This is a genomic window from Streptomyces sp. NPDC008121 (assembly GCF_042957155.1).
Taxonomy (GTDB): domain Bacteria; phylum Actinomycetota; class Actinomycetes; order Streptomycetales; family Streptomycetaceae; genus Streptomyces.
Genome location: NZ_JBIBHT010000002.1, coordinates 26367 through 46782 on the forward strand (window position 1 = coordinate 26367; position 20416 = coordinate 46782).

Sequence of the window (20416 nt, forward strand, 5' to 3'; positions counted from 1 at the left end):
GGTCCCCAGGGGTGCCGGGTGAGTGTCGGCGGGAGCGGGGTCAGGCCGCACGGCAGAGCGCCGCGGGGCCGGACGGGGCAGCGGTACGGGCGACGGTGGGGTGCAGGGGGCGGGCTGCGGAGGCGGTAGAGGCGGTGGTGGTGGGTGTGGCGGGCCGGGGGCGGTGGTGGGGGAAGACGACGAGGCGCAGGACGACGAACCGTGCGGCGCCGGCGAGTGCGGAGGCGGTGAGGTAGACGGTCTGCTCCAGCGTGGCGCCGGGGGCCGCCACCAGGTGCTGCAGCAGGAACATCGCCGTGCAGGTCACCACGTAGGCGGCCGCCGAGGACCCGGCCGATTGGGCATGCTGGCGTCCTGTGGCCCGTAGGCCCGTGCCGAAGGTGAAACGGGCGCCGAAGGTGAAGCGGGCGTGGAGTTCGGTGGCCAGGAGCGTGGAGGCCACCGTGATCAGGGCGTTGGCCAGAATGAAGGGGATGAAGCCGGCGAGGGCTGTCACGGCGAAGCTGGAGCCGATCCCCACTCCCCCGCCGCAGAGCACGAAACGGGCGAAGGCGGTACGGGCGCCGGGGACTGCCTGGTGTCTGCTCTGCGCCGCTTCCATGATCGTTCCCCCGTCGTGTGATGATCCGCTTCGTGAACACGCGCGCCCCGTTCCGGCGTGCGGGACGGGGGCAATCCCCGGCCGTGGCTCCATCATGACGCATTAGTGGCGCCATTGCGAGCCCTTTATGGCGCCATTGACGCGTGGGGTCATTTCTGCGCAGGTCAGAGGCTCCTGCCATGGCGCCAGGACGGCCGGGATGAAGGCGTGGGGCACGGCCGCACGGACTCCCCTGGCGGGGGGGAGAGGTGCGCGACCGGCGGGCCGGTCCGCGAGCCGCGCTGTCCTCCGCCCCTTTGGGCGGGCGGGGCCCCCGCGGCCGGCCCGTTCCGAGCCGCCCGCGGGGGTGGGTGTCTCCCCGGGCCGGTCAGCCCGCCAAGCGGGCGGACATGCCCGGCTCGTAGGAGCCTCCCTGGTTGTGCACGATCACGTTCATCCGGGTGGCCGCGTTGATCAGGGAGACGACGCAGACCAGCGTGCCCACCTGATCGTCGTCGTAGTGCTTGCGCACCTCCGCCCACGTCTCGTCGGACACGCCGCGGTCGCCGAGCAGAGTGCCTTCCTCCGCCAGGGCCAGCGCGGCTCGCTCGGCGTCGGTGAACACCGTGGTGTGCCGCCAGGCGGCGACCAGGTGCAGCCGGAGCGCGCTCTCGCCGGCCGCCGCGGCCTCCTTCGTGTGCATGTCGAGGCAGAAGCCGCAGTTGTTGATCTGGCTGACTCGCAGCTCCACCAGCTCCCGCACCGCCCTGGGCAGCGCCGGCCCTTCCAGGGCCGACGCGACGTTGAAGAACCGCTTGGCGACCTTCGCGGCGGTCGGGCTGTCGAACAGGTTGAAACGGGGTTCCATGACATCGTCCTCACTCGTGGTGGCGCGTGCTGCTGCCGCACCGGACGACCACAAGACGCCGGCGGCCGCGCGCCTGTGACAGGGCGGCCAGGTGGCCTATGTCACCGGCCCGAGGTGTCACAGAACGGAGGCCGCACGCCTCCGGCGCCGCAGCGCATCCGCCATCGCCGCCCGGTCCCGCCGCGCACGCGCCAGCCCCGCCTCGCGAGGGCGGGGCGTGGGACGGGGTGCGGGATCCCCTCAGGACGGGTTCCGGTGCGCGGTGCGGGACGGGGCGTGGGACGGGGGCGGGTCAGCCCGCGGTCAGTGGCCCGCTCAGGGCCCGGGCGAACTCCGCAGGGGCGCCGTGCTGCCCGTACTCGCCCCCGAGGAAGCCTCCGTGAGGGCTCCGGAAGACCACCAGGTCGGTGCCCAGCTCCCGGGCGATCCCGGCCGCCGCCCGGGCCGGGAACTCCCCCACCGACTCCTCTCCCGCCGCCATGACCACCCGGGTCGCGGCGGATCGCAGCGCGGCGAAGTCGGGCCGGAAGCCGGTGCAGCCGAGCATGTTCTGCCCGAGCAGTGGATCGTCTCGCGCGCCGTCGTCCTCGGTGGGTAGACCGAAGGCCGCCGGATCCGGTGCCGGCTCCTCGCGCCAACCGTGGGGGAACGGCCCCTTGCGTCCGGCCGCGACGAAGAACTTGGCCATCGCGGGCCCCATCCCCCGGCGCAGGTAGGTGGTGTGGATGTCCTTGCACACCCCGAGGACGGACTCCCGGTCGGGCCGCACCCACGCCACCGGAGGCTCGTGCGCCACCAGCGTCCCCACCAGCTCGCCGTGCCCGGCCACCAGAGCCGGCGCGTTCACCGCTCCCCCGCTGCTCGCGAACAGGTCCACCGGGCCGGCCCCCACCGCCTCGATCACCCGCCGCACATCATCGGCATGCTCCGGCGGAGTCGTCCGCGCGGCACCATCGGTACGCGGGCTGCGGCCCGTGCCACGCGGGTCGTAGGTCACGACCGTACGGTCGGCGAAGTACGTGGCGAGCGTGCCGAACCCCGCCGCGTCCATCGGCGAACCGACCAGCATCAGCGGACGACTCCCCACGCGCTTCACACCGGTGCCGCCGAAGCCCGCGCCCATCGCCTCCCCGGGAGGCCGCTCCCGGCAACCGCGGAGTACGTAACTCCTGTTGGGAGCCCGACCGGTGGGGCCGGCGGCCGCCCTCGATTGTCAGTGCCGGGTGAGACGGTAGAACCATCACGTCGGCAGGAAAACGAGGGGGAGCCGTCATGCCCGAAGGCCAGAACTACATCAACCACGTCGCGCTGGTGCTGGACGCCAGTTCGTCCATGTCCCACCTGAGCCGCAAAGTCGTCGAAGTCGCCGACCAGCAGATCGAGTACCTCGCCCGCAGGTCCAGGGAGCTGGACCAGGAAACCCGTGTCACGGTGTACGTCTTCGCCGACACCGTGGAATGCGTCATCTACGACAAGGACGTGCTGCGGATGCCGTCCCTGAAGCAGCTGTACCGGGTCGGCGGCATGACGGCCCTGCTGGCGGCCGCACTGAAGTCCCAGCGCGAACTCGCACAGACCGCACAGCTCTACGGCGACCACAGCTTCCTCACCTTCGTCCTCACCGACGGCCAGGAGAACGCCAGCCACCGCTGCCCCGACGCCCCCGCCACGGACCCGCGCGCGCTCGTCGCGGCCGTGGCCGAGATGGCCGCGACGCAGGAGCAGAACTGGACGCTGGCCGTCCTCGTGCCGGACCAGATGGGCAAGCGCGAGGCGATGCAGTGCGGGTTCCCGAAGGACAACATCGCCATCTGGGACGCCACGAGCACACAGGGTCTCGAAGAGGCCGGACAGGTCATCCGGGAGGCCACCGAGAAGTTCATGGTGGGCCGCACCAAGGGCATCCGCGGATCGCGGGCGGTGTTCACCACCGGCGCGGAGACGGTCAACCAGGACACCATCAAGGCCGCCGGGCTCACGCCCGTGGACCCCTCGGCCTACCAGCTGATCCCGGTCACCCGTGACACGGCGATCCGGGACTGGGTCGTCGAATCCGGGCACACGTACCGCTCCGGCAGCGCCTTCTACCAGCTCAACAAGTCGGAGAAGGTCCAGGCACGCAAGCAGATAGCGGTCCTGGAGAAGAAGACCGACCAGGTGTACACCGGACCGGAGGCCCGGACCCTCCTCGGTCTGCCCGACGCGGAGGTACGCCTCAAGCCCGACCACAACGACGACTTCACCATCTTCGTCCAGAGCACCAGCGTCAACCGCAAGCTCACCCCCCACACCCGACTGCTCTACATCCTCTGACACCCGCCCCGATCCATCGCGCTCGCGGAACGCGCGAGGGCACCGGAAGGCCGGAAGCCGGTCCTGCGGGGCTCCCCCGCAGGACTGGCGACCGATGCGGTCGGCGTCAGCAGGCGGAGACCCACAGGTGTGACCCGGAGCGTACGGCCGGAGCGCCGCTGGGGATCGCGCAGCGCCCTGCCCAGTGCCCGGGCCGGTTCCACGTCGTCAGGCCGGTCCGCAGGCATGGTGGCGTCCCTTCTCTTCGGATCCACTCTCCCGGAGGAGTGCGGTCGCTGCGGTTGACCGCACGGTCGGGTCAGCAGGTGACGACCTTGCCGTACGAACCGCGGCCCCAGTTCCATTCCCAGGACTCCCGCGGCTGGTAGGTCAGGCAGCGGGAGTCGGGGCCCCAGTCGATGACGACCTTCAGGTGCATCGCCTCGTCGCAGCCATTGGTGACCTTCACGTACTTCTCGTGCTTGACGACGTCTCGCTTGACGCAGGCCGGCGCGGTCCCCCTCGCCTGGGCTTGGGACGCGTGGGCGCCGGTGGGGGCGGCGAGGAGTGAAGCGAGGGCGGCGACAGCGATGCACAGGGCCGTGCGTCGCCCCGTCGGGGCGGCGGGGTGTGCGGCGTCGATGTGGGTGTGGATCATGAGGCCACCCTCACAGAGACCGCCGAGCGTTCGGCCGGCCTCGCCGGGCGAACCCCCCGAACGAGGTAACGCGAGGCAGCGGCTCGGTCAACGCCGTACCCGACGAGGCCCTGGCCCTCCGCGATGTCCCGCCCCGGGGTCAAGGGGTTGCGGCGCAGGTGGAGGGCCTGGGGTGCGGGCCGGGCCGCTGCACCGCGCGGGGGATGATGGAGGTGGCAGGACGGAACACGAGGTCAGGAGTGTGCATGGCGAAGCGGGTGCACCAGCCCCGCGAGGACGCGGAGTTCGATTTCATCCTCAGGATGAGCGACGTCCCGGTCCTCGCGTATTTCACCGGGACGTGGCCCAAGGCCATCGAGCCCTGCCGGGCGATGGACCTCGTCGTGGGTGCCCTCGCCGACGAGTACACGGGCCGCCTGACAGCCGTCAGGACCGACATGACGCGCTGCCCGGCGGCGACGGAGCGGTACGGGGTCACGGGAGCGGCGTCCTTCGTCCTGCTGAAGGAGGGGGAAGCGGTCGCGCACGGCGCGGGGCCCATGACCACCGCCGAGTTCAAGGGTCTCCTGGACGGGCATCTCTGAGGCGTACTGCGGCGGTCGGCAGGCGGCACGGGTGGGAGCGGGGCGCCGAATCCTCGCGGGCGATTCGCCCGCGAGGACTCGGCGCCCCGCTCTCCGTCACACCTGGTAGCGGTCCGGCGCGTACAGGTGCAGGTGCTCCTTCACCCACTCCGACGTCCGGCGCAGCCCGTCCGCCAGGGAGACCTCCGGCTCCCACCCGGCCCACTCGCGGGCCCGCGTGTTGTCGGAGAGCAGCCGCTCCACCTCGCTGGCCGAGGGGCGCAGGCGGCGCGGGTCGACGATGATCTCCGCGTCGCTGTGGGCGGCGACGGTCAGCGCCTGGGCGAGGTCGCCTATGGAGATCTCCCGGCCGGAGCCGAGGTTGACGACGTGGCCGAGGGCCCGGTCGCAGTCGGCCAGGGCCAGGAAGCCGCGAGCGGTGTCGGTGACGTAGGTGAAGTCGCGGGTCGGGGTCAGTGAGCCCAGCTTGATGCGGCGGGTTCCCGCGTGCAGTTGGGCCAGGATCGCCGGGATCACGGCGCGGGCCGACTGCCGCGGGCCGTAGGTGTTGAACGGCCGGACCACCGTCACCGGCAGGTCGAAGGCGTGCCGGTGGGACAGCGCCATCATGTCCGCGCCGATCTTGGACGCCGAGTACGGGGACTGCGGCTGGAGCGGGTGGTCCTCGGAGATCGGCGCGGTGCGGGCCGTGCCGTACACCTCGCTGGTGGAGGTGTGCAGCAGGCGGCGGACCCGGTGCCGGCGGCAGGCCTCGGCGATGTTCTCGGTGCCGACGACGTTGGTCTGCACGTAGGCGCCGGGCGAGTCGTAGCTGTAGGGGATGCCGATGAGCGCGGCGAGGTGGAAGACGGTGTCGCAGCCCTCGACGGCGTCCATGACCCGCCCGGCGTCGCGGACGTCACCGGTGAACGTCTCCACCAGCGGATGCGTCAGGAGGTGGGCGAGGTTGCCCTTCTCGGCGTAGGGCTTGTAGTGCGTGAACGCCCGGACCCGGGCGCCCTTCGCCACCAGCAGGTCGACCAGGGTGGAGCCGATGAAGCCCTCGGCTCCGGTGACGAGGACCTGGCGGTCGGTCCAGTCCGGGGAGACGGTGCGTGCGGGGCGGTCGGTGGTGGTCATCGTACGTACTCCAGGGTGGGTCGGCCGGCGAGGCGCAGGACCTCGGCGGCGAGCAGGTCGGCGGCGTGGGCGTGTGGGCCGGGGTCGGCGGCCGACTCCATGGCGGCGAGGCGCGCCGGGTCGGCGAGCAGCGGTTCGATGAGGGCGGCCAGGCGGTCCGCGGTCGTCTCGGTGTCCGGCACCAGCAGGCCGGCGCCGACGTCGGTCAGGACGCGGGCGTTGTGGGTCTGGTGGTCGCCGGGGGCGTGCGGATACGGCACGAGGACGGCGGGGACGCCGGTGCTGGCCAGCTCGGCGACGGTCGCCGACCCGGCCCGGCAGATCACCAGGTCGGCGGCGGCGTACACCTGGTCCATCCGGTCCAGGTAGGGCACCGCGCGGGCCATCGGGCTGCCCGCCAGCCGGCGGCGGGTCTCCTCCAGCGCGTCCGGCCCGGTCTTGATCAGAAGTTGGACGTCGGACCGCCCCTGCCAGCGCCGGGCGAGGCCCGTCGCGGCCTCGGTGAGGCGGGCGGCGCCGAGGCTGCCGCCGTTGACGACGACGAGCCGGGCATCGTCCGGGACGCCGAGCGCCCGCCTGGCCGGGGCCCGCTGGTCCGTGCGGTCCAGGCCGGCCAGGGACGCGGCGATCGGCATGCCGACCGTCAGGGCCTCGTCGCCGCCGGCCAGACCGGCGCGGCAGTTGTCGAAGGCGACCGTGACGTTCCGGGTGAGCCGGGCCGCGAACCGGTTGGCGCGGCCGGGCACGGCGTTGGACTCGTGGATCAGGCTCGGCAGCCCGGACCAGCGGGCCCCGAGGATGACGGGCGCGCTGGGGTAGCCGCCCATGCCGACCGCCACCTGCGCCCGCTGGTCGCGCAGTACCGTTCTGACCTGGTTGGCGGAGCGCACCAGGGCCGTGGGCAGCAGATAGCGCCGGGCGCCGAGCGCCGGGTCGAACGGGATCATGTCGACGGTGTGCAGCCGGTACCCGGCCTGCGGGATCAGCCGTGTCTCCAGCCCGCGTTCCGTGCCGACGAAGGAGATCTCCGCCGCGGGGACCAGTCGCCGCAGGGCGTCCGCGAGAGCGAGCCCGGGGTAGATGTGGCCACCGGTGCCCCCGGCACCGATCACGACGGAGAGCCCGGGCCCGCGAGAGCCCACGGCAGGCGGCGCGGGGCCGAACGACGCGGCGTCCGATGAGGATGAGGTGTGCATGGCCTCACGCTCACAGAGCGCCCTAAGAAGGTTTTAAGACGTCCTTTTGGCAGGCTGGGGGCGTGATGAGACGAATCCTGGTGGTCGATGACGAACCCGAGGTACGGGCCGCGGTGGAGGACGGCCTGACCGTCGAGGGGTACGCCGTGCGCGGCGCCGCCGACGGTCTCGCCGCCCTGTCCGTCATGGCTGCCTGGCAACCGGACGCCGTGGTGGCGGACGTCATGATGCCGGTGCTGGACGGTCTGGCGCTGTGCCGCAGGCTGCGCGCCATGGGCGACCGCACCCCGGTCCTCGTGCTCACCGCGCTGGATTCGGTGAGCGATCGGGTCGACGGGCTGGATGCCGGCGCGGACGACTACTTGGTCAAGCCGTTCGCGCTGGACGAGCTGACCGCCCGGGTGCGGGCGCTGCTGCGCCGTGCCGATCCCGGCCCGCAGGAGTCGGCCGGTCTGCTGTCGTACGGCGACCTGGTGGTCGACGCGGCCACCCGGACGGGGCGCCGGGGCGGGCGGCCCATCGAGTTCAGCCGGACCGAGTTCGCGCTGCTGGAGCAGCTGCTGCTGCACCCGGGCCAGGTCCTCACCCGGCAGGTCCTCTTCGAACGGGTCTGGGGCCGGGACTTCGGCCCCGACTCCAACTCGCTCGCCGTCTACGTCGGTTACCTGCGCCGCAAGCTGGAAGCGGACGGCGAGGCGCGTCTGGTGCACACCGTGCACGGCGTCGGCTACCGCCTGGAGGCGGCATGAACGCGCCGGACGCCGGCGGGGCGGGCGGCGGCCGAAGGAGGCAGGTGCCCGAGGGACGCGGAGAGCGGGAGTCCGAGGAGCGCGGGCGACGGGATCGCCCGGACCGAGAGGAAGGCCGAGGGCGGCGGGATCGCCCGGACCGAGCGGGAGGCCGCCTCGGGGACCGCACGGAGGAGGACCGGTCCGGTGGTGCCGGTCGGCCCCGGCACCGTCGGACCGGCCCGCGCCCGCTGCGTACCCGCCTCGCGCTGGCCGCTTCCGCGGCGGCGGCGCTGGTCGCGGTCGGTGTGTGCGTGGCGGCCTTCCTGGTCCTGCGGCACAAGCTGTACCAGCAGGTCGACCAGAACCTCGCCCAGTCCGCGACGCTCGTCGCCCAGCAGAGCCGGGAGGACGGACCGGCCGTGCTGAGGGGCGAATGCCGATTCCTCGGCGCGCCCGCCTGTGCCCAGGTCGTGCCGGTGCGCCCCGCCGACGACCCGGGCGAGCCCTACGTCCTGCCGGTGTCGGCGGCGGTGCGCGAGGTGGCGGCCGGTGACCGGGCCCCGTACTACCGGAACATCGGCGTGGAGGGACACCCGGCCCGGATGTTCGTCACCACCTACGACCGGGGCGCCGCGGTCCAGGTCGCCCTGCGCTCCGATGTCGCCGAGCGCGGTGTGCGCCAGGCCGCCTGGCTGCTCGGCGGCCTCGGCGCGGCCGGCGTCCTCGTCGCCGGGGGCCTGGGCTACGCCGTCGCCCGCACCGGCCTCGCCCCCGTCACCCGGCTGACGGCCACGGCGGAGCGGGTGGCGGCCACCCGCGACCCCCGGTACCGCATCGAGCTGCCGCCGGGCAGCCGGCACCGCGAGGACGAGATCACCCGGCTCGCGACGACGTTCAACACCATGCTGGACGAACTGGAGCGGTCGGTGACCGCTCAGCGCCGGCTCATCGCCGACGCCTCGCACGAGCTGCGGACCCCGCTGACCGCGCTGCGCACCAACGCCGAGCTGCTCCGTCACGCCGACCGCCTCCCCGCCGATCGCCGGGAGCGCGTGTCCGGGGCGCTCGTCAGGCAGCTGACGGACGTCACCGGGCTCGTGAACGATCTGATCGAACTCGCTCGCGACGAGGAGCCGCAACCCCTGCTGGAGCAGACCGACTTCGCCGCGCTCACCCGGCACGCGGTCGACACCGCCCGGGAGCGCTGGCCGCAGGTCGGCTTCGACCTGTACGTCGCCGGCGACGCCGAGGGGGTGCTGCGCCCCGGTATCCCCGCGCGTCTCAGCCGGCTGCTGACCAACCTGCTGGACAACGCGGCGAAGTTCAGTCCGCCCGGCGCCACGGTCGAGGTCGGCCTCACCGCGCGCGAGCTGACCGTACGCGACCATGGGCCGGGCGTCGCCGCCGAGGATCTGCCCCACATCTTCGACCGCTTCTACCGCGCTCCCTCGGCCCGGTCCCTGCCCGGCTCCGGTCTCGGCCTGGCCATGGCCCGGCAGATCGTCCGTACCCATCATGCCGAACTGACCGTCCACCAGGCCCCGGGCGGCGGGGCACTGTTCCGACTCACCCTCTGAGACTCGGAGCGGCACCCCACCACCCGCCCGTTCGCAGGCCGCCACGCGTGCCGGGACGTTGCCCGTCCGGGGAGGAGACGGGTCTGACCTCGGGATTCCTAGCCGACGGGGACGTGGTCCTCGTGCGGGCGGGGAAGCGGCGGTTCGGCCGGGTGGTGGCGCCGGGGGCCGCCGGGGCGGACCGGCCACCAGGTGCTCCGGCCGAGCAGCGCGGCCAGCGCGGGCACCAGCACGATGGACAGGACGAACGCGGAGAGCGCGATGCCGAGCGCCGTCGCGAAGCCGATCTGCTGGGTGGAGGGGTTCGTGTTGACGGCGAGGCTGCCGAAGGAGGCGGCCAGCACGACGCCCGCCGTGGCGATCGCGGGCGCGGTGTGCCGTACGGCCCGGGCCACGGCCGCGCGGGCCGGTCCGGGGCGTCCCATCTCCTCGCGTATGCGGTCGCTGATCAGGATGTTGTAGTCGGTGCCGAGGGCGACGACGAAGAGGAAGAGCACCAGCGGGAGCGTGAAGTCGACGCCCGGCTCGTCGAGCAGGTGCTGGAAGAACAGGGTGGAGGCGCCGAGGGTGGCGGCGAAGCCGAGGCCGACGGCGACCATGAGGATCGCGGGGGCGAGCAGGCTGCGCAGCAGGACGAACAGGATGAGGGCGATCAGTACCGCGGCGACCGGGAAGACGATCCGCAGGTCGTGGTCGACGGCCGTGGAGATGTCGGCGAAGATCGCGGCCGTGCCGCCGACATGGGCCTCGGTTCCCTCGGGGGCGGTGGCGGAGACCGTGTCGCGGAGGGGTCCCGAGACGAGGTCGCGGGCCTGTTGGGTCTGGGGGCCGGGGGTGAGGTACAGGTCGAAGCGCGCGGCCGTGCGGTCCTCGTTGAGTGTGGTCGCGCCGACCCTGCCGACGCCGTCGACCTTGCCCAGTGCCCGCGGGAGGGCCTCGATCCCCTGAGCCGTCAGGGTGCGGCCGTCCTTCGCGGTGACGTAGACCGTGGCCGGGTCGGACACTCCGGCGGGCAGGGCGCGGGAGATCTCGACCGCGGTGGCGGCGGCCGGGGTCTCGAGGTTTCCGCCGCTCTGGCCGAAGTCCATCCGGATGCCGACGAGTCCGGCCGTGAGGGCGCCCAGCAGGGCGAGGGAGGCGAGGACGAGGCTCCTCGGGCGGCGGGCGACCAGGGCGCCGAGGCGGGCGGCCGCTCCTTCGGCGGGTTGCCGCTTCAGTGCGCGGGAGGGCCAGAACATCCGGCGTCCGCAGACCGCGAGCAGCGCGGGCATCAGGGTGAGGCTGGCCAGCAGCATGACCAGGACCGACACCGCGATCGCCGGCCCGAGGACGCGGAACTGTCCGAACGTGGCGATGGTGAGGGTGGCGAAGGCGGCCACGATGGTCAGGGCGGCCGATGTGACGGCCGTGCCGACCCGGGCGCTGACCTCGGCCGCCGCCTCGCGGGCGGGCTGTTCCGGTCGGGTGCGCAGCTGTTCGCGGTAGCGGAAGAGGAGGAAGAGGAAGTAGTCGACGCCGATGCCGACCAGCACGACGCTGATCAGGCTCGGGGTGGACGGGTCCAGCTTGATGCCGGTGAGCGCGGCGCCGCCGACGACCGTGCCCGCCGCCGCGCCGCCGACGATGACGACCGCCAGCAGCGGCACGAAGGCGGCCAGGAGGCTGCGGAACACCAGGATGTTGATCAGCACGATGAGGCCGGTCATGGCGATGCCGACGACGGTCTGCGTGGTCTTCTCGGCGTCGGCGGTGCCCGTGAGGTCGGCGAGGCCGCCGGTGAAGCCGGTGCGCATCCCGGATTCCTCGAACGCCGCCTCGGCCCGGTCGTGGAAGGAGCGGTAGACGCTCTGCAGGCCGGGGTCGAGCGCGTTGCCGGTCAGCCGGACGGAGAGCAGTCCGAAGCTCCGGTCCGGCGCGGTCATCGCGTAGCGGACGGTGGGGGTCTGCGCGTAGTCCTCGGCCAGGAGGGCGGGCGGGTCCTCCTTCCTCGGCGCGGGCATCTCGATGCGCCGGCTGCCCAACCGGTCGGCGACGGTGCCGACGCGCCGCTCATCGGCCTCGGTGAGGGGCTCGCCGTCGGCACGGGCAACGAGCATGGTCACCGTGTTGCCGTCGGGCTTCACCCCGAACTTCTCCTCGGCGACCGTCAGCGCGGCGGCCGAGTCGTACTGGGCGGGCAGGAAAGCGCCGCTCTGGGGCTCGGTGACACGGTGGACGAGGGCCTGGCCGAGCACGGTCAGGAGCATGCCGAGCGCCGCCCAGGCGGCGATCACCTTCCATGGGTTGCGGGTGGAGAACCCGGTCAGGGCGCGGATCACGTGTCGTCCTCCGGAGGTGGGTGGTTCGCCGAGGTGTCCCGGCTGATGTCCAGCTCATCAGCGGGACGTGGGCGAATCGTCCGAGCACAGGAGGAGACGGCGCCCGGGAGCGGGGGCGGGGCGGGAGCGCCGACCAGGACCCTGGTCCCAGGTCGCCCTCCGTCCCGGGTCCCAGGGCAAGGGGCGGGGGCCGGTGAAAGAATGGCTCCCGGAACGACAGCGGGTCGTGGGCACCGGCAGCCGTCGGCGGTCCGCCCGCCGAGGGGGAGAAACCACAACATGCCGAAGACGAGAACCGCACGGGGGCGCTCCGTCGGCCGGCGGAGGGGGCGGGACGGCGACGCCCCGTCCTGGTCGGCCGGGGACGCCCTGCCCTGGACGCGTAACGACGGGCTGGTCACGGTCGGCGCGGCCGCCGTGGACCTGCTGAGTTTCTCCCTCGGCAGCCAGATCGACCACGGGTACGTCCCGCCGGCGGGCTGCGTGCTGTTGTTGGTGGCCGCGCTGCCGTTGCTGGCCCGCCGCCGCGCCCCGCTGACGACGCTCGCGGCCGTCCTGCTGTTTGATCTGATCCTGAATCTGAGCGTGCCGGTGGGGCAGCACTTCACGGCGACGGCCGTGGTCGCGCTGTACACGGTCGCACGGTCCCGGGGCGCGGCCGTGGTGGCAGGGGCGGCGCTCGTCTCGGCGGTGATGCCGCTGGTCGGGCAGTCGCCGTGGCCGGTGACCGTGAACGTGGTCGGCAGCGTGGTCAACGTGGTCTTCGTGCTCGTCATCGCGGCCGCGATGAACCGCTGGGACCGCGAGAACGAGACCAACCGCCGGCTGCTCGCCGACCGGGCGGTGGCCGACGAACGGCGCCGTATCGCGCGGGAACTGCACGACATCGTCGCCCACCACATCACCACCATGCAGCTGATGGCCGGAGGGGCCCGGGCCAACCTGGCGAGCGACCCCGAGGTGGCCCGGAAGGCTCTGGTCACACTGGAGGGATCCGGGCGGATGGCGTTGCGGGAGATGCGCCAGCTCCTGGACGTGCTGCGGGCGGGCGACGAGGCGGAGGAGCCGCCCATCGCCCCGCAGCCGGGGATCGGGGACCTGGCGCGCATCGTCGGCGAAACGTCCCGGGCCGGGCTCCCGGTCGAGCTGGAGGTGCGGGGCGAGGAGCGCCCGCTGCCGCCGAGTGTCGGCCTGACCGTGTTCCGCATCGTGCAGGAGGCGCTGACGAACGCGCGCAAGTACGCCGGGCAGGCGCGTGCCCGCGTACGGCTGACGTACGGCACGGACGGGCTGGCCGTGGAGGTGTCGGACGACGGGGGCGGAGCGGCGGACGCGAACTCCGGTTCCGGTTACGGCCTGCTGGGGATGCGGGAACGGGTCGCCCTGCACGGCGGCACGCTGGAGGCCGGTCCCCTGGAGGGGGGCGGGTTCCGGGTGGTGGCCCGGCTGCCGCTGGCGGCCGGGGCGGGGGCGCCGCGATGAGCGGACGGACGGCGGAGGCGATCAGGGTGCTGATCGTGGACGACCAGCCGCTGGTGCGGCGCGGGCTGGCCCTGATCCTCGCCCCGGACCCGGCCTTCGAGGTGGTGGGCGAGGCCGGCGACGGCGAGGAGGCGGTGACCCTCGCGCACCGGCTGCGCCCCGACGTCGTCGTCATGGACATCCGGATGCCGGTGCTGGACGGGGTCGGCGCCACGGAACGGCTCGCGCGGACGGTGCCCGAGTGCCGTGTACTGGCGCTGAGCACCTTCGACATGGACGAGTACGTCGTGGCGGCGCTGCGCGCCGGCGCCTGCGGATTCCTTCCGAAGGACGTCTCCCCGGAGGAACTGGTCACCGCGGTGCGGGTGGTGCACACCGGGGAGGCCGCGGTCGCGCCCCGGCTGTTGACGCGGCTGATCTCCGCCTACGTGGTGCCCCCCAGCCGCCCGCAGCCGACCGCCTCGGCGCCGGTCGATCTCACGCCGCGCGAAGAGGAGGTGTGGCGTCTGATGGCCACGGGGCTCGACAACACGGAGATCGCCCAGTCCCTGGACCTCAGCGTGTCCACGGTGAAGAACCACATCACCGGCCTCTTCGGCAAACTCGCGGTCCGCGACCGCGCCCAGGCGGTGATCGCCGCGTACGAGACGGGGCTGGTCGAAGCGCGCGGCCGGAGCTGACCGGCTCGTCCACAGGCGCGGCGCGGGCCGCGTCGTATCCCGGCGGCTCGTGGGGGCCCTGGAGCAGCGGCCTTGGGTGTCGACGGACCCGGTGCCGATGTCACCGACATGCCACCATGCAACTGTTTCCATGCGGAGGGTCGTTGTTCGCTTTCATCTGTGCACAGTGCGGGACTCAGTTGACTGTCCCGCTGTCCCAGGTCTCCCTTCCCGTCCATGCCCGCCAGAGTTACGGCGACGGGGCCCAGCTTCCCGTGCTCATGGAGCCGGGAACGTTCGCCGTGGACCAAGAGCCCTGGGGTCGGCCGTGGCGGATGTGGGACGAGATCGATCCGCGGGAGGCAGAGGCCCGCGGCATCTACGCACCGGTCCAGGCCCTGTCCGACGGCGTTGCAGGGGCGATCGTGATGGCACCCGGTGATGTCCGCGGGGCCCGGTTGATTCCCGAGCAGTGCGACGGCGTCTGCTGCGGCCCGGCCGGGACCGACGGTCCCAACATGGCGTGTGAGGCCTGCGATCTGCCCGTGGCGTCCAGGATCGACGACTGCTCGCTCTGGCAAGCGGTGCGGCTCAGCCCGGACGCGGTGCACCGCGTCCCCGTCGAGGGTGTCGAGGTCGCTCCGCTCTCGTGGGCCGCATTGACTCAGGGGGAGAGCATGCCCCCCTTCGAGCCGATCTCCACGTGGGGAGGACGGTTGGGAAGGAGTCACTACTGGTCGTGGAGTCCTCGGTGGGAGGCTGCGGCCGGCCATGCTCTCGCTCATCTGCTGGCGGCCTCCGAAGGTCGACCCGTGGAGGTCCCGGAGGGTCTGACCGCGGACGTGTTCCAGCGAGCGCTCGACACCCTGCTGCCCGCGGACCTCCCGAAGCGGCGCACCGTCCTGGCCGGACCGGGACGGCCAGCCCCTGAGGCGGGTGCCGACATCATCCTCGTACCGGTCCATCCGCAGACGGGGCAGATCTGGACCCCTGCCGGCCCGGCGGCATCGGCCTACCGGGTACCGCTGCCCCTCGGGGTGTGGCTGTGGCTGGTCTCTCCCCGGCCGTACCTGCCGGTCCCCGCGTCGGGCGGCATACCCAGGGACGTCCTTCGCGACAACCCGCTCCCGCCGCGCCCGCACTTCCTGTTCCGGGCCGACCGGGGAACGTTCCAGCACACCCTGGCCCGGCTGCCGGCCGTTCGCAGCCCGTGGCTGCGTGCGATCTGGGACAGCCTGCTTCACGACGGATCCAGGGGCCTCTTCTAGGGCCTGTGGGCGGGGAGGCGTCCGTCCGGTCGCCGGGTGCCGAGGCGCTTTCAGGGGGTCGGGCGGGTGGTGCCGGGCAGGCATCTGACCGTCGGGTTGTAGGTGGCGAACTCCCCCTGCGGGTTCTTCTTCCACAGCCACAGGTGCAGGACGTAGTGGACGGGCTGGCCGGGGAAGTTGCCGCGGTTCGGGCCCTTGAAGGGGACCCCGAACATGCTCGGCCTGTCGTCGTCCGTCGCCGGGTTCTGGTCGCGGTCGTGCACCGTCCACTGGACCCCGACGAGACGCTTGCCGCCCCTCCGGTCGTCCTCGTAGTAGAGGGCGGTGGGCTTCGCCGGGTCCGTGGAACCGGTGAGGGCGTGGTTGAAGTGGGGGTAGCCGAGCGCGCCGGTGCCTCCCGCGCGGTCGAAGACGCAGTACTGGTCGGGTTTGTAGCCGGCCCGCACGCCGTTGGCGTGCAGCTGGAAGGGGGCGGTCGCCCGGTAGACGGCGGCCTTTTCGGCCGCCGCGCCGCCGGGGTGCGGACCCGCGAAGGCGGCGGCGGGGGCGACGGCGAGTGCGGCGGCGGTGGTCAGGGCCAGGGCGGACGCGCGGGTCATACGCGGACTCCTCGGGAGATGGGCTCCGGTGCGCAGTAGCCATTCCCCGCCGGGCCCGCCCGTCACGCGGTCGGACCCGAATGACCGCCAGTCGAGCGACACCGCCCCGCCCGCGGGGCCCGCTCGCCACGTGGCCGCGACGCGGCCGCGAAGACCCCGCGCCAGGGGCACGCGGGCGCCTGAGGATCGGTGACCCGCATCGGCGCAACGGGTGCGGTGCGGCAATTAGGCTTCGGCGTATGAGCCAGACTCCCGTCGACCCCGTCGCGCACAACCGCCTCGCCTGGGACCGCGAGGTGGAGCAGGACAACGAGTGGTCACGCCCGGTCGGCCCCGAGGTGATCGCGAAGGCGCGGGCCGGCCAGTGGTCCATCGTCCTGATCGGGTACGAGCCGGTCGACCCGGCCTGGTTCCCGCCGGAGCTCGCCGGTCGTGACGTGCTCTGCCTCGCCTCCGGCGGCGGGCAGCAGGGTCCCGTGCTGGCCGCGGCGGGTGCGCGGGTGACCGTCTTCGACAACTCGCCCCGCCAGTTGGCGCAGGACGAGATGGTCGCGGCGCGGGAGGGGCTCGACCTACGCACCGTGCTCGGCGACGCGCGCGACCTGAGCCCCTTCCCGGACGCCTCGTTCGACCTTGTCGTCCACCCGGTCTCCAACCTGTTCATCCCGGACCCGGCGCCGGTCTGGCGCGAGTGCCACCGCGTGCTGCGCCCCGGCGGCACGCTCCTGTCCGGCTTCCTCAACCCGGATGTGTACCTCTTCGACGCCGAGTCCTTGGAGGCGCGCGGCGAGCTGGTCGTGCGCCACCGCCTGCCCTACAGCGACCTCACCCACCTGGAGCCCGCCGAGCGGGAACGGCTGTGGGGCCTCGACGCGCCGGTGGAGTACAGCCACACGCTCACCGATCAGCTCGGCGGGCAGATCGCGGCGGGGTTCGCCATCACCGGCTTCGCCGAGGCGCCGCACCACTCGGAGGCCACCGCCGGCTGGCTCCCCGGCTACTTCGCCACGAAGGCGGTCAAGGCCGGCGCCGGTCACTGACGCTCCACCGGCCGGGCCAGGTCAGGAGCGAGACCGGCGGGCTGCCAGGGCTTTCGTTCGGATCACCCCGGCCTCGGCGACCCCGCGTCGTTCCTCGCGCCGGCCACCGTAGGGCACCCGCACCCCGCATCACCGCTCGACATCGACGCCGTCCACACACAACGGAACGGGTGCGGTGCGGCACTAGCATGCGACGTATGGCCATCAGACTTGAGAACGTCGGCATCGCCGTGCGCGACCTCGAAGCAACGATCTCCTTCTTCACCGACCTCGGTCTCACGGTCGTCGGCCGGGACACGGTCAGTGGTGAGTGGACGGACACCGCCGTCGGCCTGGATGGCAATCACGCCAACATCGCGATGCTCCGGACGCCGGACGGTCACGGCCGCCTGGAGCTCTTCGAGTACATCCATCCGGAAGCGATCGAGTCGGCGCCCACTCTTCCCAACGAGATCGGCATGCATCGCGTCGCCTTCTCCGTCGACGACATCGACAAGGCCCTGGAGACGGCCGCCAAGCACGGGTGCCATCCGCTGCGCGGAGTGGCGACCTATGAGGACGTCTACAAGCTCACCTACCTCCGCGGCCCCAGCGGCATCCTCGTGATGCTCGCCGAGGAGCTGAAGAAGGACTGACGGCTGATCGGTCGGCGGCGAGAGCGCGGATGCCGCGACGCTGTCCGGCCGTCCCTCGCCGCGCGAGGCCCTCGGGGGTCAGAGTGCGCCGAGGGCCTGCATCGCCTCCCGTTCGATGCGTGCGAGTTCGTGGAGGAGGGAGCCCGCCTGGACGAGGTGGTCCGCCTCGCCGGACGTGCCTGCCCTCCCGATGAGTGCGGCCACCCGCGTCCAGAGGACGGCGGCCTCGGTGTACAGGCGGTGCCCGGTGCGCAGGTGACCGCTGTCGTTCCACTGGACGCACTCGGCGAGGAAGTCCCGGTAGAGGTTGCGGAACAGGGCGCCGCCGGTGCCGGCCCGCTCCATGAGGAGGGCGGCCCGTGGCAGGTCCTCCCGCGGATCGACGCTGCGGTGCAGCCACTTCGGCACCTGGCCGGCGGCCTTCTCGATGCCCCGGTAGCCGAGGTTGGCAATGGGCGGGTTCAGGAAGGCGTGGGCGCAGGTCCTGATCGCGGGGATGATCCGGTCCTGCGGTGACGTCAGGTCGCCGGGTGCCGTGATGGTGAAGGAGCGGTGCCTGGCGGTCATCGGGCCGCGCTCGGCCCTCGCTCTGGCCAGGCCGGCGAGGCTGGTCACGACAGCGCCGCCCTGCGGGGCCGTGTCCACCAGGTGGGCTTCCTGCTCGTCGTAGCCGTACATGGCGACGACGTGCCCTCCGAAGTGCACCCTGGTGCTGAAGTAGTCCAGGTGGTAGCTGTCGAGTTGCAGGCCGACGGGCCGACCGGCGTCGATGGGTGCCGCCACGTTCTGCCATGCCTTGCGCGGAGAGGTGGTCTCCTCGACCAGCAGGCGAAGCCCGAGGACGGCGGCGGCGTTCCGGGTGAGCTCGAACGGCTTGACCCGGCCGCCCAGGAAGGGAAAGCCCATGCGCTTGCTGTCCCAGTAGACGAAGGACAGCCCGGAGCCGAGTCCGAACAGCATGGGCTCGGACAGGTCGAGGCCTTCATGGCGCAGCAGTACGCCCAGCGCCGTCGTCTCGCAGTGCTGCGTTCCGCGGACGTCGATGTCCTTCACCGTGGGCATGCCGCTGATCTGTCCCTTCGTCAGTCTTCATCGGGGGGCAAGGCGTCATCCGGGTCGGGCCGGGTCGGCCGCCGGAGCTTGGCCGACGCGCGACGCGACGCCGGGAGGTGGTTCCGGCTCAGTGCTCGCAGAGGGAGAATTCCCGTTCGTAGAGCTGCTCGTTGTGCTCGTCGACGAAGAACTTGCGCTCGTGCATGAGCTGTTCGCGGTAGGTCCTGGCCTGGTCGAGCGTCATGGTCGACGTGTCGGACCAGGGTTGCTGCGGGGGTACGTCGGAGGTCGAGACGATCCTTTCCGACGGGTCGACCATGAAGAACGCCAGGATCTTGCGGTGTCCCGGGCGGGTGGGATCCGCGAGGCGGAACGAGCCCACGCGGTGCTGCAGGATATTCGGGAACGCCAGGCAGCGGCCCGCCGGAGTCGACGCTGATCCCAGCTGCTGGTTCAGGGCGTCCTCGAGGCCGTAGACCTCGCGCAGACCGTTGTCGTCGTTCTGTTCGTAGCGCGGGTCGTCCAGCGCCGCCCGGAAGCCGAGCCGGCTCTCCGTGATGTTCTCGCTGTCCCAGTAGTACATGCCGGTCGAGACGATCCGTTCGTTCATCATCCCCTCGACGTGCCAGGAACCGCCCGCGTACTCGGGCTTCTCCGGGGTGAGATGGATGGTGGCGAGCTTCACGATGACCTGGAGCCGGCGGCCGCGCAGATCGACCCGGGCTGATGCGTCGGGCACCACGGGTGGAGTGAAGGCCGGGGCGTCCGGGATGACCGGGCGGCGGTTCTCCCACCAGTCGTCCTGGGCCGCTTCCCATGCGCGGAGGGCTTCCGTAAAGGCCGCAGCGTCGTCGTAGGCGGCCTTGCTCGGATACTCCGGTTCCGAGTCGTACCACCCGTAGGGGTCGGCCTCGATCCGCGGGGGACGCGGATGGCGCAGATCGGTGAGCACGTTCTCCAGCAGCGGGCGCATGCACGCGAACACCTCCGGCAGGACGGAGGCCAGTGCGTGATGGGTCTCGGGGTGGACGTTGTTGACGTACGAGCGGAAGACGACCTCGCCGTCCTCGTCGATGTCGACGTCCGTGGGCAGCCACTGGAACTTCTCCGAGAACTCGTACCGCGAAGAGCGGTCCGTCGGGTTCTGCCAAGCCCGCTCGGGCGCGCCGCTCACCTCGCGCACCAGGCAGAAGAGTGAGGGATGGACCAGGTCCAGCACCTGACCGTCCGATCCGGGATGCCAGTCCTTGTCCGCTTCGGGGACCTCTTCCAGCACCCGGACCGCCTCGCGCAACCGGGACGCGAGCTTGTCGTCGACCAGCGCGTCCGACTGCCACACCCCGTCCACGGCGGACACCTCGACACCGGTCCGTCCGTCCCGCAGCGCGGCGTAGTGCGCGAGTTCGGCCAGGACGTAGCGGACCTGCGCCTCGGTGAGGCCCTGGGCGACGGCTTCCCGCGTCCACCTGGCGACGATGTCGGGATCGTTCCTCTTGTCGAACCACCCCGGCTTCTCCCGGATGTGCGCGCTGCACTGCATCATCTGCAGTTCTCGCAGCGTCCGGGGCGTCGCGAACGCCAGGGAACGGGAGGCGTGAAAAGGCAGCGGGAAAGCGGCCAGGCCAGTCAACTCTTCTGATCCTTCCGGTCTGTGTGCGGTGGCGGGAACGATACGTGAGCGGACTGACAACGCGGCCGGGGCCGTATGCCCGCGGCGTGCGTCCGATGATCCGGCAAGAGCCCGGCCGTACGGCTGA

20 protein-coding genes are annotated in these 20416 nt (G+C 72.3%); 9 read left to right on the plus strand and 11 right to left on the minus strand.

Annotation, left to right across the window (positions count from 1 at the left end; all coding sequences use genetic code 11):
- Window positions 1-40: 40 nt before the first annotated feature.
- From ACFZBD_RS05760 to ACFZBD_RS05770, 3 genes are all read right to left on the minus strand, one after another.
- Window positions 41-601 (minus strand): hypothetical protein, encoded by a 561-nt coding sequence (locus ACFZBD_RS05760; RefSeq protein WP_391136082.1) that lies wholly within the window; start codon window positions 599-601, stop codon window positions 41-43.
- A gap of 367 nt (window positions 602-968) precedes the next feature.
- Window positions 969-1448 (minus strand): carboxymuconolactone decarboxylase family protein, encoded by a 480-nt coding sequence (locus ACFZBD_RS05765; protein ID WP_391136085.1) that lies wholly within the window; start codon window positions 1446-1448, stop codon window positions 969-971.
- 292 nt (window positions 1449-1740) lie between these two features.
- A complete protein-coding gene (locus tag ACFZBD_RS05770) occupies window positions 1741-2571 on the minus strand; it encodes an alpha/beta fold hydrolase (RefSeq protein WP_391136088.1) in 831 nt (276 codons plus the stop codon).
- A gap of 149 nt (window positions 2572-2720) precedes the next feature.
- Between ACFZBD_RS05770 and ACFZBD_RS05775 the strand changes: the two genes are divergently transcribed.
- Window positions 2721-3761, plus strand: a complete 1041-nt coding sequence (locus tag ACFZBD_RS05775) for a vWA domain-containing protein (RefSeq protein ID WP_391136091.1) — start codon at window positions 2721-2723, stop codon at window positions 3759-3761.
- A gap of 298 nt (window positions 3762-4059) precedes the next feature.
- Here the strand turns inward: ACFZBD_RS05775 and ACFZBD_RS05780 are convergent, their stop codons facing one another.
- Window positions 4060-4398: a hypothetical protein gene (locus ACFZBD_RS05780; protein ID WP_391136094.1), complete on the minus strand. Its 339-nt coding sequence runs from the start codon at window positions 4396-4398 to the stop codon at window positions 4060-4062.
- Window positions 4399-4643: 245 nt separating this feature from the next.
- Here ACFZBD_RS05780 and ACFZBD_RS05785 point away from each other — a divergent pair, with 245 nt between their 5' ends.
- Window positions 4644-4982 carry a thioredoxin domain-containing protein gene (locus ACFZBD_RS05785; RefSeq protein WP_391136097.1) on the plus strand — a complete coding sequence of 113 codons (339 nt, stop codon included), beginning with the start codon at window positions 4644-4646 and terminating at the stop codon, window positions 4980-4982.
- Window positions 4983-5078: 96 nt separating this feature from the next.
- Here the strand turns inward: ACFZBD_RS05785 and ACFZBD_RS05790 are convergent, their stop codons facing one another.
- Together ACFZBD_RS05790 and ACFZBD_RS05795 are read right to left on the minus strand one after the other, a co-directional pair.
- Complete coding sequence (locus ACFZBD_RS05790) at window positions 5079-6101, minus strand: GDP-mannose 4,6-dehydratase (RefSeq protein WP_391136100.1); 1023 nt, start codon at window positions 6099-6101, stop codon at window positions 5079-5081.
- Window positions 6098-7213 (minus strand): glycosyltransferase, encoded by a 1116-nt coding sequence (locus ACFZBD_RS05795; RefSeq protein WP_391138469.1) that lies wholly within the window; start codon window positions 7211-7213, stop codon window positions 6098-6100. The genes ACFZBD_RS05790 and ACFZBD_RS05795 overlap by 4 nt, the downstream gene beginning before the upstream one ends.
- 149 nt (window positions 7214-7362) lie before the next feature.
- Between ACFZBD_RS05795 and ACFZBD_RS05800 the strand changes: the two genes are divergently transcribed.
- On the plus strand, window positions 7363-8046 hold the full coding sequence (locus tag ACFZBD_RS05800) for a response regulator (protein WP_391138471.1): 684 nt from the start codon (window positions 7363-7365) through the stop codon (window positions 8044-8046).
- On the opposite strand, the gene ACFZBD_RS05805 is transcribed toward ACFZBD_RS05800, so the two are convergent.
- Window positions 8025-8366: a hypothetical protein gene (locus tag ACFZBD_RS05805; protein ID WP_391138592.1), complete on the minus strand. Its 342-nt coding sequence runs from the start codon at window positions 8364-8366 to the stop codon at window positions 8025-8027. The genes ACFZBD_RS05800 and ACFZBD_RS05805 overlap by 22 nt on opposite strands.
- On the opposite strand from ACFZBD_RS05805, the gene ACFZBD_RS05810 reads away from it, so the two are divergent.
- Window positions 8295-9605, plus strand: coding sequence for an ATP-binding protein (locus ACFZBD_RS05810; RefSeq protein WP_391138474.1), 1311 nt, complete (start codon window positions 8295-8297; stop codon window positions 9603-9605). The genes ACFZBD_RS05805 and ACFZBD_RS05810 overlap by 72 nt on opposite strands.
- A gap of 98 nt (window positions 9606-9703) precedes the next feature.
- Here ACFZBD_RS05810 and ACFZBD_RS05815 read toward each other — a convergent pair whose 3' ends face one another.
- Window positions 9704-11923 carry an MMPL family transporter gene (locus tag ACFZBD_RS05815; RefSeq protein ID WP_391136103.1) on the minus strand — a complete coding sequence of 740 codons (2220 nt, stop codon included), beginning with the start codon at window positions 11921-11923 and terminating at the stop codon, window positions 9704-9706.
- A 279-nt stretch (window positions 11924-12202) separates the two neighbouring features.
- Here ACFZBD_RS05815 and ACFZBD_RS05820 point away from each other — a divergent pair, with 279 nt between their 5' ends.
- The 3 genes from ACFZBD_RS05820 to ACFZBD_RS05830 all read left to right on the plus strand — a co-directional run bounded on the left by ACFZBD_RS05820 (window position 12203) and on the right by ACFZBD_RS05830 (window position 15332).
- Window positions 12203-13405 carry a histidine kinase gene (locus ACFZBD_RS05820; protein ID WP_391136106.1) on the plus strand — a complete coding sequence of 401 codons (1203 nt, stop codon included), beginning with the start codon at window positions 12203-12205 and terminating at the stop codon, window positions 13403-13405.
- Window positions 13402-14085 (plus strand): response regulator, encoded by a 684-nt coding sequence (locus ACFZBD_RS05825; protein ID WP_391136109.1) that lies wholly within the window; start codon window positions 13402-13404, stop codon window positions 14083-14085. Before ACFZBD_RS05820 ends, ACFZBD_RS05825 begins: the two co-directional genes overlap by 4 nt.
- 143 nt (window positions 14086-14228) lie before the next feature.
- Entirely contained in the window at window positions 14229-15332 is a 1104-nt protein-coding gene (locus ACFZBD_RS05830; RefSeq protein ID WP_391136112.1) for a hypothetical protein, read from the plus strand.
- 50 nt (window positions 15333-15382) lie between these two features.
- Here the strand turns inward: ACFZBD_RS05830 and ACFZBD_RS05835 are convergent, their stop codons facing one another.
- Complete coding sequence (locus ACFZBD_RS05835; protein WP_391136115.1) at window positions 15383-15931, minus strand: hypothetical protein; 549 nt, start codon at window positions 15929-15931, stop codon at window positions 15383-15385.
- A 239-nt stretch (window positions 15932-16170) separates the two neighbouring features.
- Here ACFZBD_RS05835 and ACFZBD_RS05840 point away from each other — a divergent pair, with 239 nt between their 5' ends.
- Both ACFZBD_RS05840 and ACFZBD_RS05845 read left to right on the plus strand, forming a co-directional pair.
- On the plus strand, window positions 16171-16971 hold the full coding sequence (locus tag ACFZBD_RS05840; RefSeq protein WP_391136118.1) for a methyltransferase domain-containing protein: 801 nt from the start codon (window positions 16171-16173) through the stop codon (window positions 16969-16971).
- A 197-nt stretch (window positions 16972-17168) separates the two neighbouring features.
- Complete coding sequence (locus ACFZBD_RS05845) at window positions 17169-17606, plus strand: VOC family protein (protein ID WP_391136121.1); 438 nt, start codon at window positions 17169-17171, stop codon at window positions 17604-17606.
- A 78-nt stretch (window positions 17607-17684) separates the two neighbouring features.
- Here ACFZBD_RS05845 and ACFZBD_RS05850 read toward each other — a convergent pair whose 3' ends face one another.
- Together ACFZBD_RS05850 and ACFZBD_RS05855 are read right to left on the minus strand one after the other, a co-directional pair.
- Window positions 17685-18668, minus strand: a complete 984-nt coding sequence (locus ACFZBD_RS05850) for a DUF4872 domain-containing protein (RefSeq protein ID WP_391136124.1) — start codon at window positions 18666-18668, stop codon at window positions 17685-17687.
- 118 nt (window positions 18669-18786) lie between these two features.
- Window positions 18787-20289 (minus strand): DUF4246 family protein, encoded by a 1503-nt coding sequence (locus ACFZBD_RS05855; RefSeq protein WP_391136127.1) that lies wholly within the window; start codon window positions 20287-20289, stop codon window positions 18787-18789.
- Between the last annotated feature and the right edge of the window lie 127 nt (window positions 20290-20416).

Excerpts from the sequence above, each read along its gene's own strand:
- ACFZBD_RS05760 (WP_391136082.1), bottom strand. The coding sequence starts at position 601 with ATGGAAGCGGCGCAGAGCAGACACCAGGCAGTCCCCGGCGCCCGTACC.
- ACFZBD_RS05765 (WP_391136085.1), bottom strand. The coding sequence starts at position 1,448 with ATGGAACCCCGTTTCAACCTGTTCGACAGCCCGACCGCCGCGAAGGTC.
- ACFZBD_RS05770 (WP_391136088.1), bottom strand. The coding sequence starts at position 2,571 with ATGGGCGCGGGCTTCGGCGGCACCGGTGTGAAGCGCGTGGGGAGTCGT.
- ACFZBD_RS05775 (WP_391136091.1), top strand. The coding sequence starts at position 2,721 with ATGCCCGAAGGCCAGAACTACATCAACCACGTCGCGCTGGTGCTGGAC.
- ACFZBD_RS05780 (WP_391136094.1), bottom strand. The coding sequence starts at position 4,398 with ATGATCCACACCCACATCGACGCCGCACACCCCGCCGCCCCGACGGGG.
- ACFZBD_RS05785 (WP_391136097.1), top strand. The coding sequence starts at position 4,644 with ATGGCGAAGCGGGTGCACCAGCCCCGCGAGGACGCGGAGTTCGATTTC.
- ACFZBD_RS05790 (WP_391136100.1), bottom strand. The coding sequence starts at position 6,101 with ATGACCACCACCGACCGCCCCGCACGCACCGTCTCCCCGGACTGGACC.
- ACFZBD_RS05800 (WP_391138471.1), top strand. The coding sequence starts at position 7,363 with ATGAGACGAATCCTGGTGGTCGATGACGAACCCGAGGTACGGGCCGCG.
- ACFZBD_RS05820 (WP_391136106.1), top strand. The coding sequence starts at position 12,203 with ATGCCGAAGACGAGAACCGCACGGGGGCGCTCCGTCGGCCGGCGGAGG.
- ACFZBD_RS05825 (WP_391136109.1), top strand. The coding sequence starts at position 13,402 with ATGAGCGGACGGACGGCGGAGGCGATCAGGGTGCTGATCGTGGACGAC.
- ACFZBD_RS05835 (WP_391136115.1), bottom strand. The coding sequence starts at position 15,931 with ATGACCCGCGCGTCCGCCCTGGCCCTGACCACCGCCGCCGCACTCGCC.
- ACFZBD_RS05840 (WP_391136118.1), top strand. The coding sequence starts at position 16,171 with ATGAGCCAGACTCCCGTCGACCCCGTCGCGCACAACCGCCTCGCCTGG.
- ACFZBD_RS05845 (WP_391136121.1), top strand. The coding sequence starts at position 17,169 with ATGGCCATCAGACTTGAGAACGTCGGCATCGCCGTGCGCGACCTCGAA.
- ACFZBD_RS05850 (WP_391136124.1), bottom strand. The coding sequence starts at position 18,668 with ATGCCCACGGTGAAGGACATCGACGTCCGCGGAACGCAGCACTGCGAG.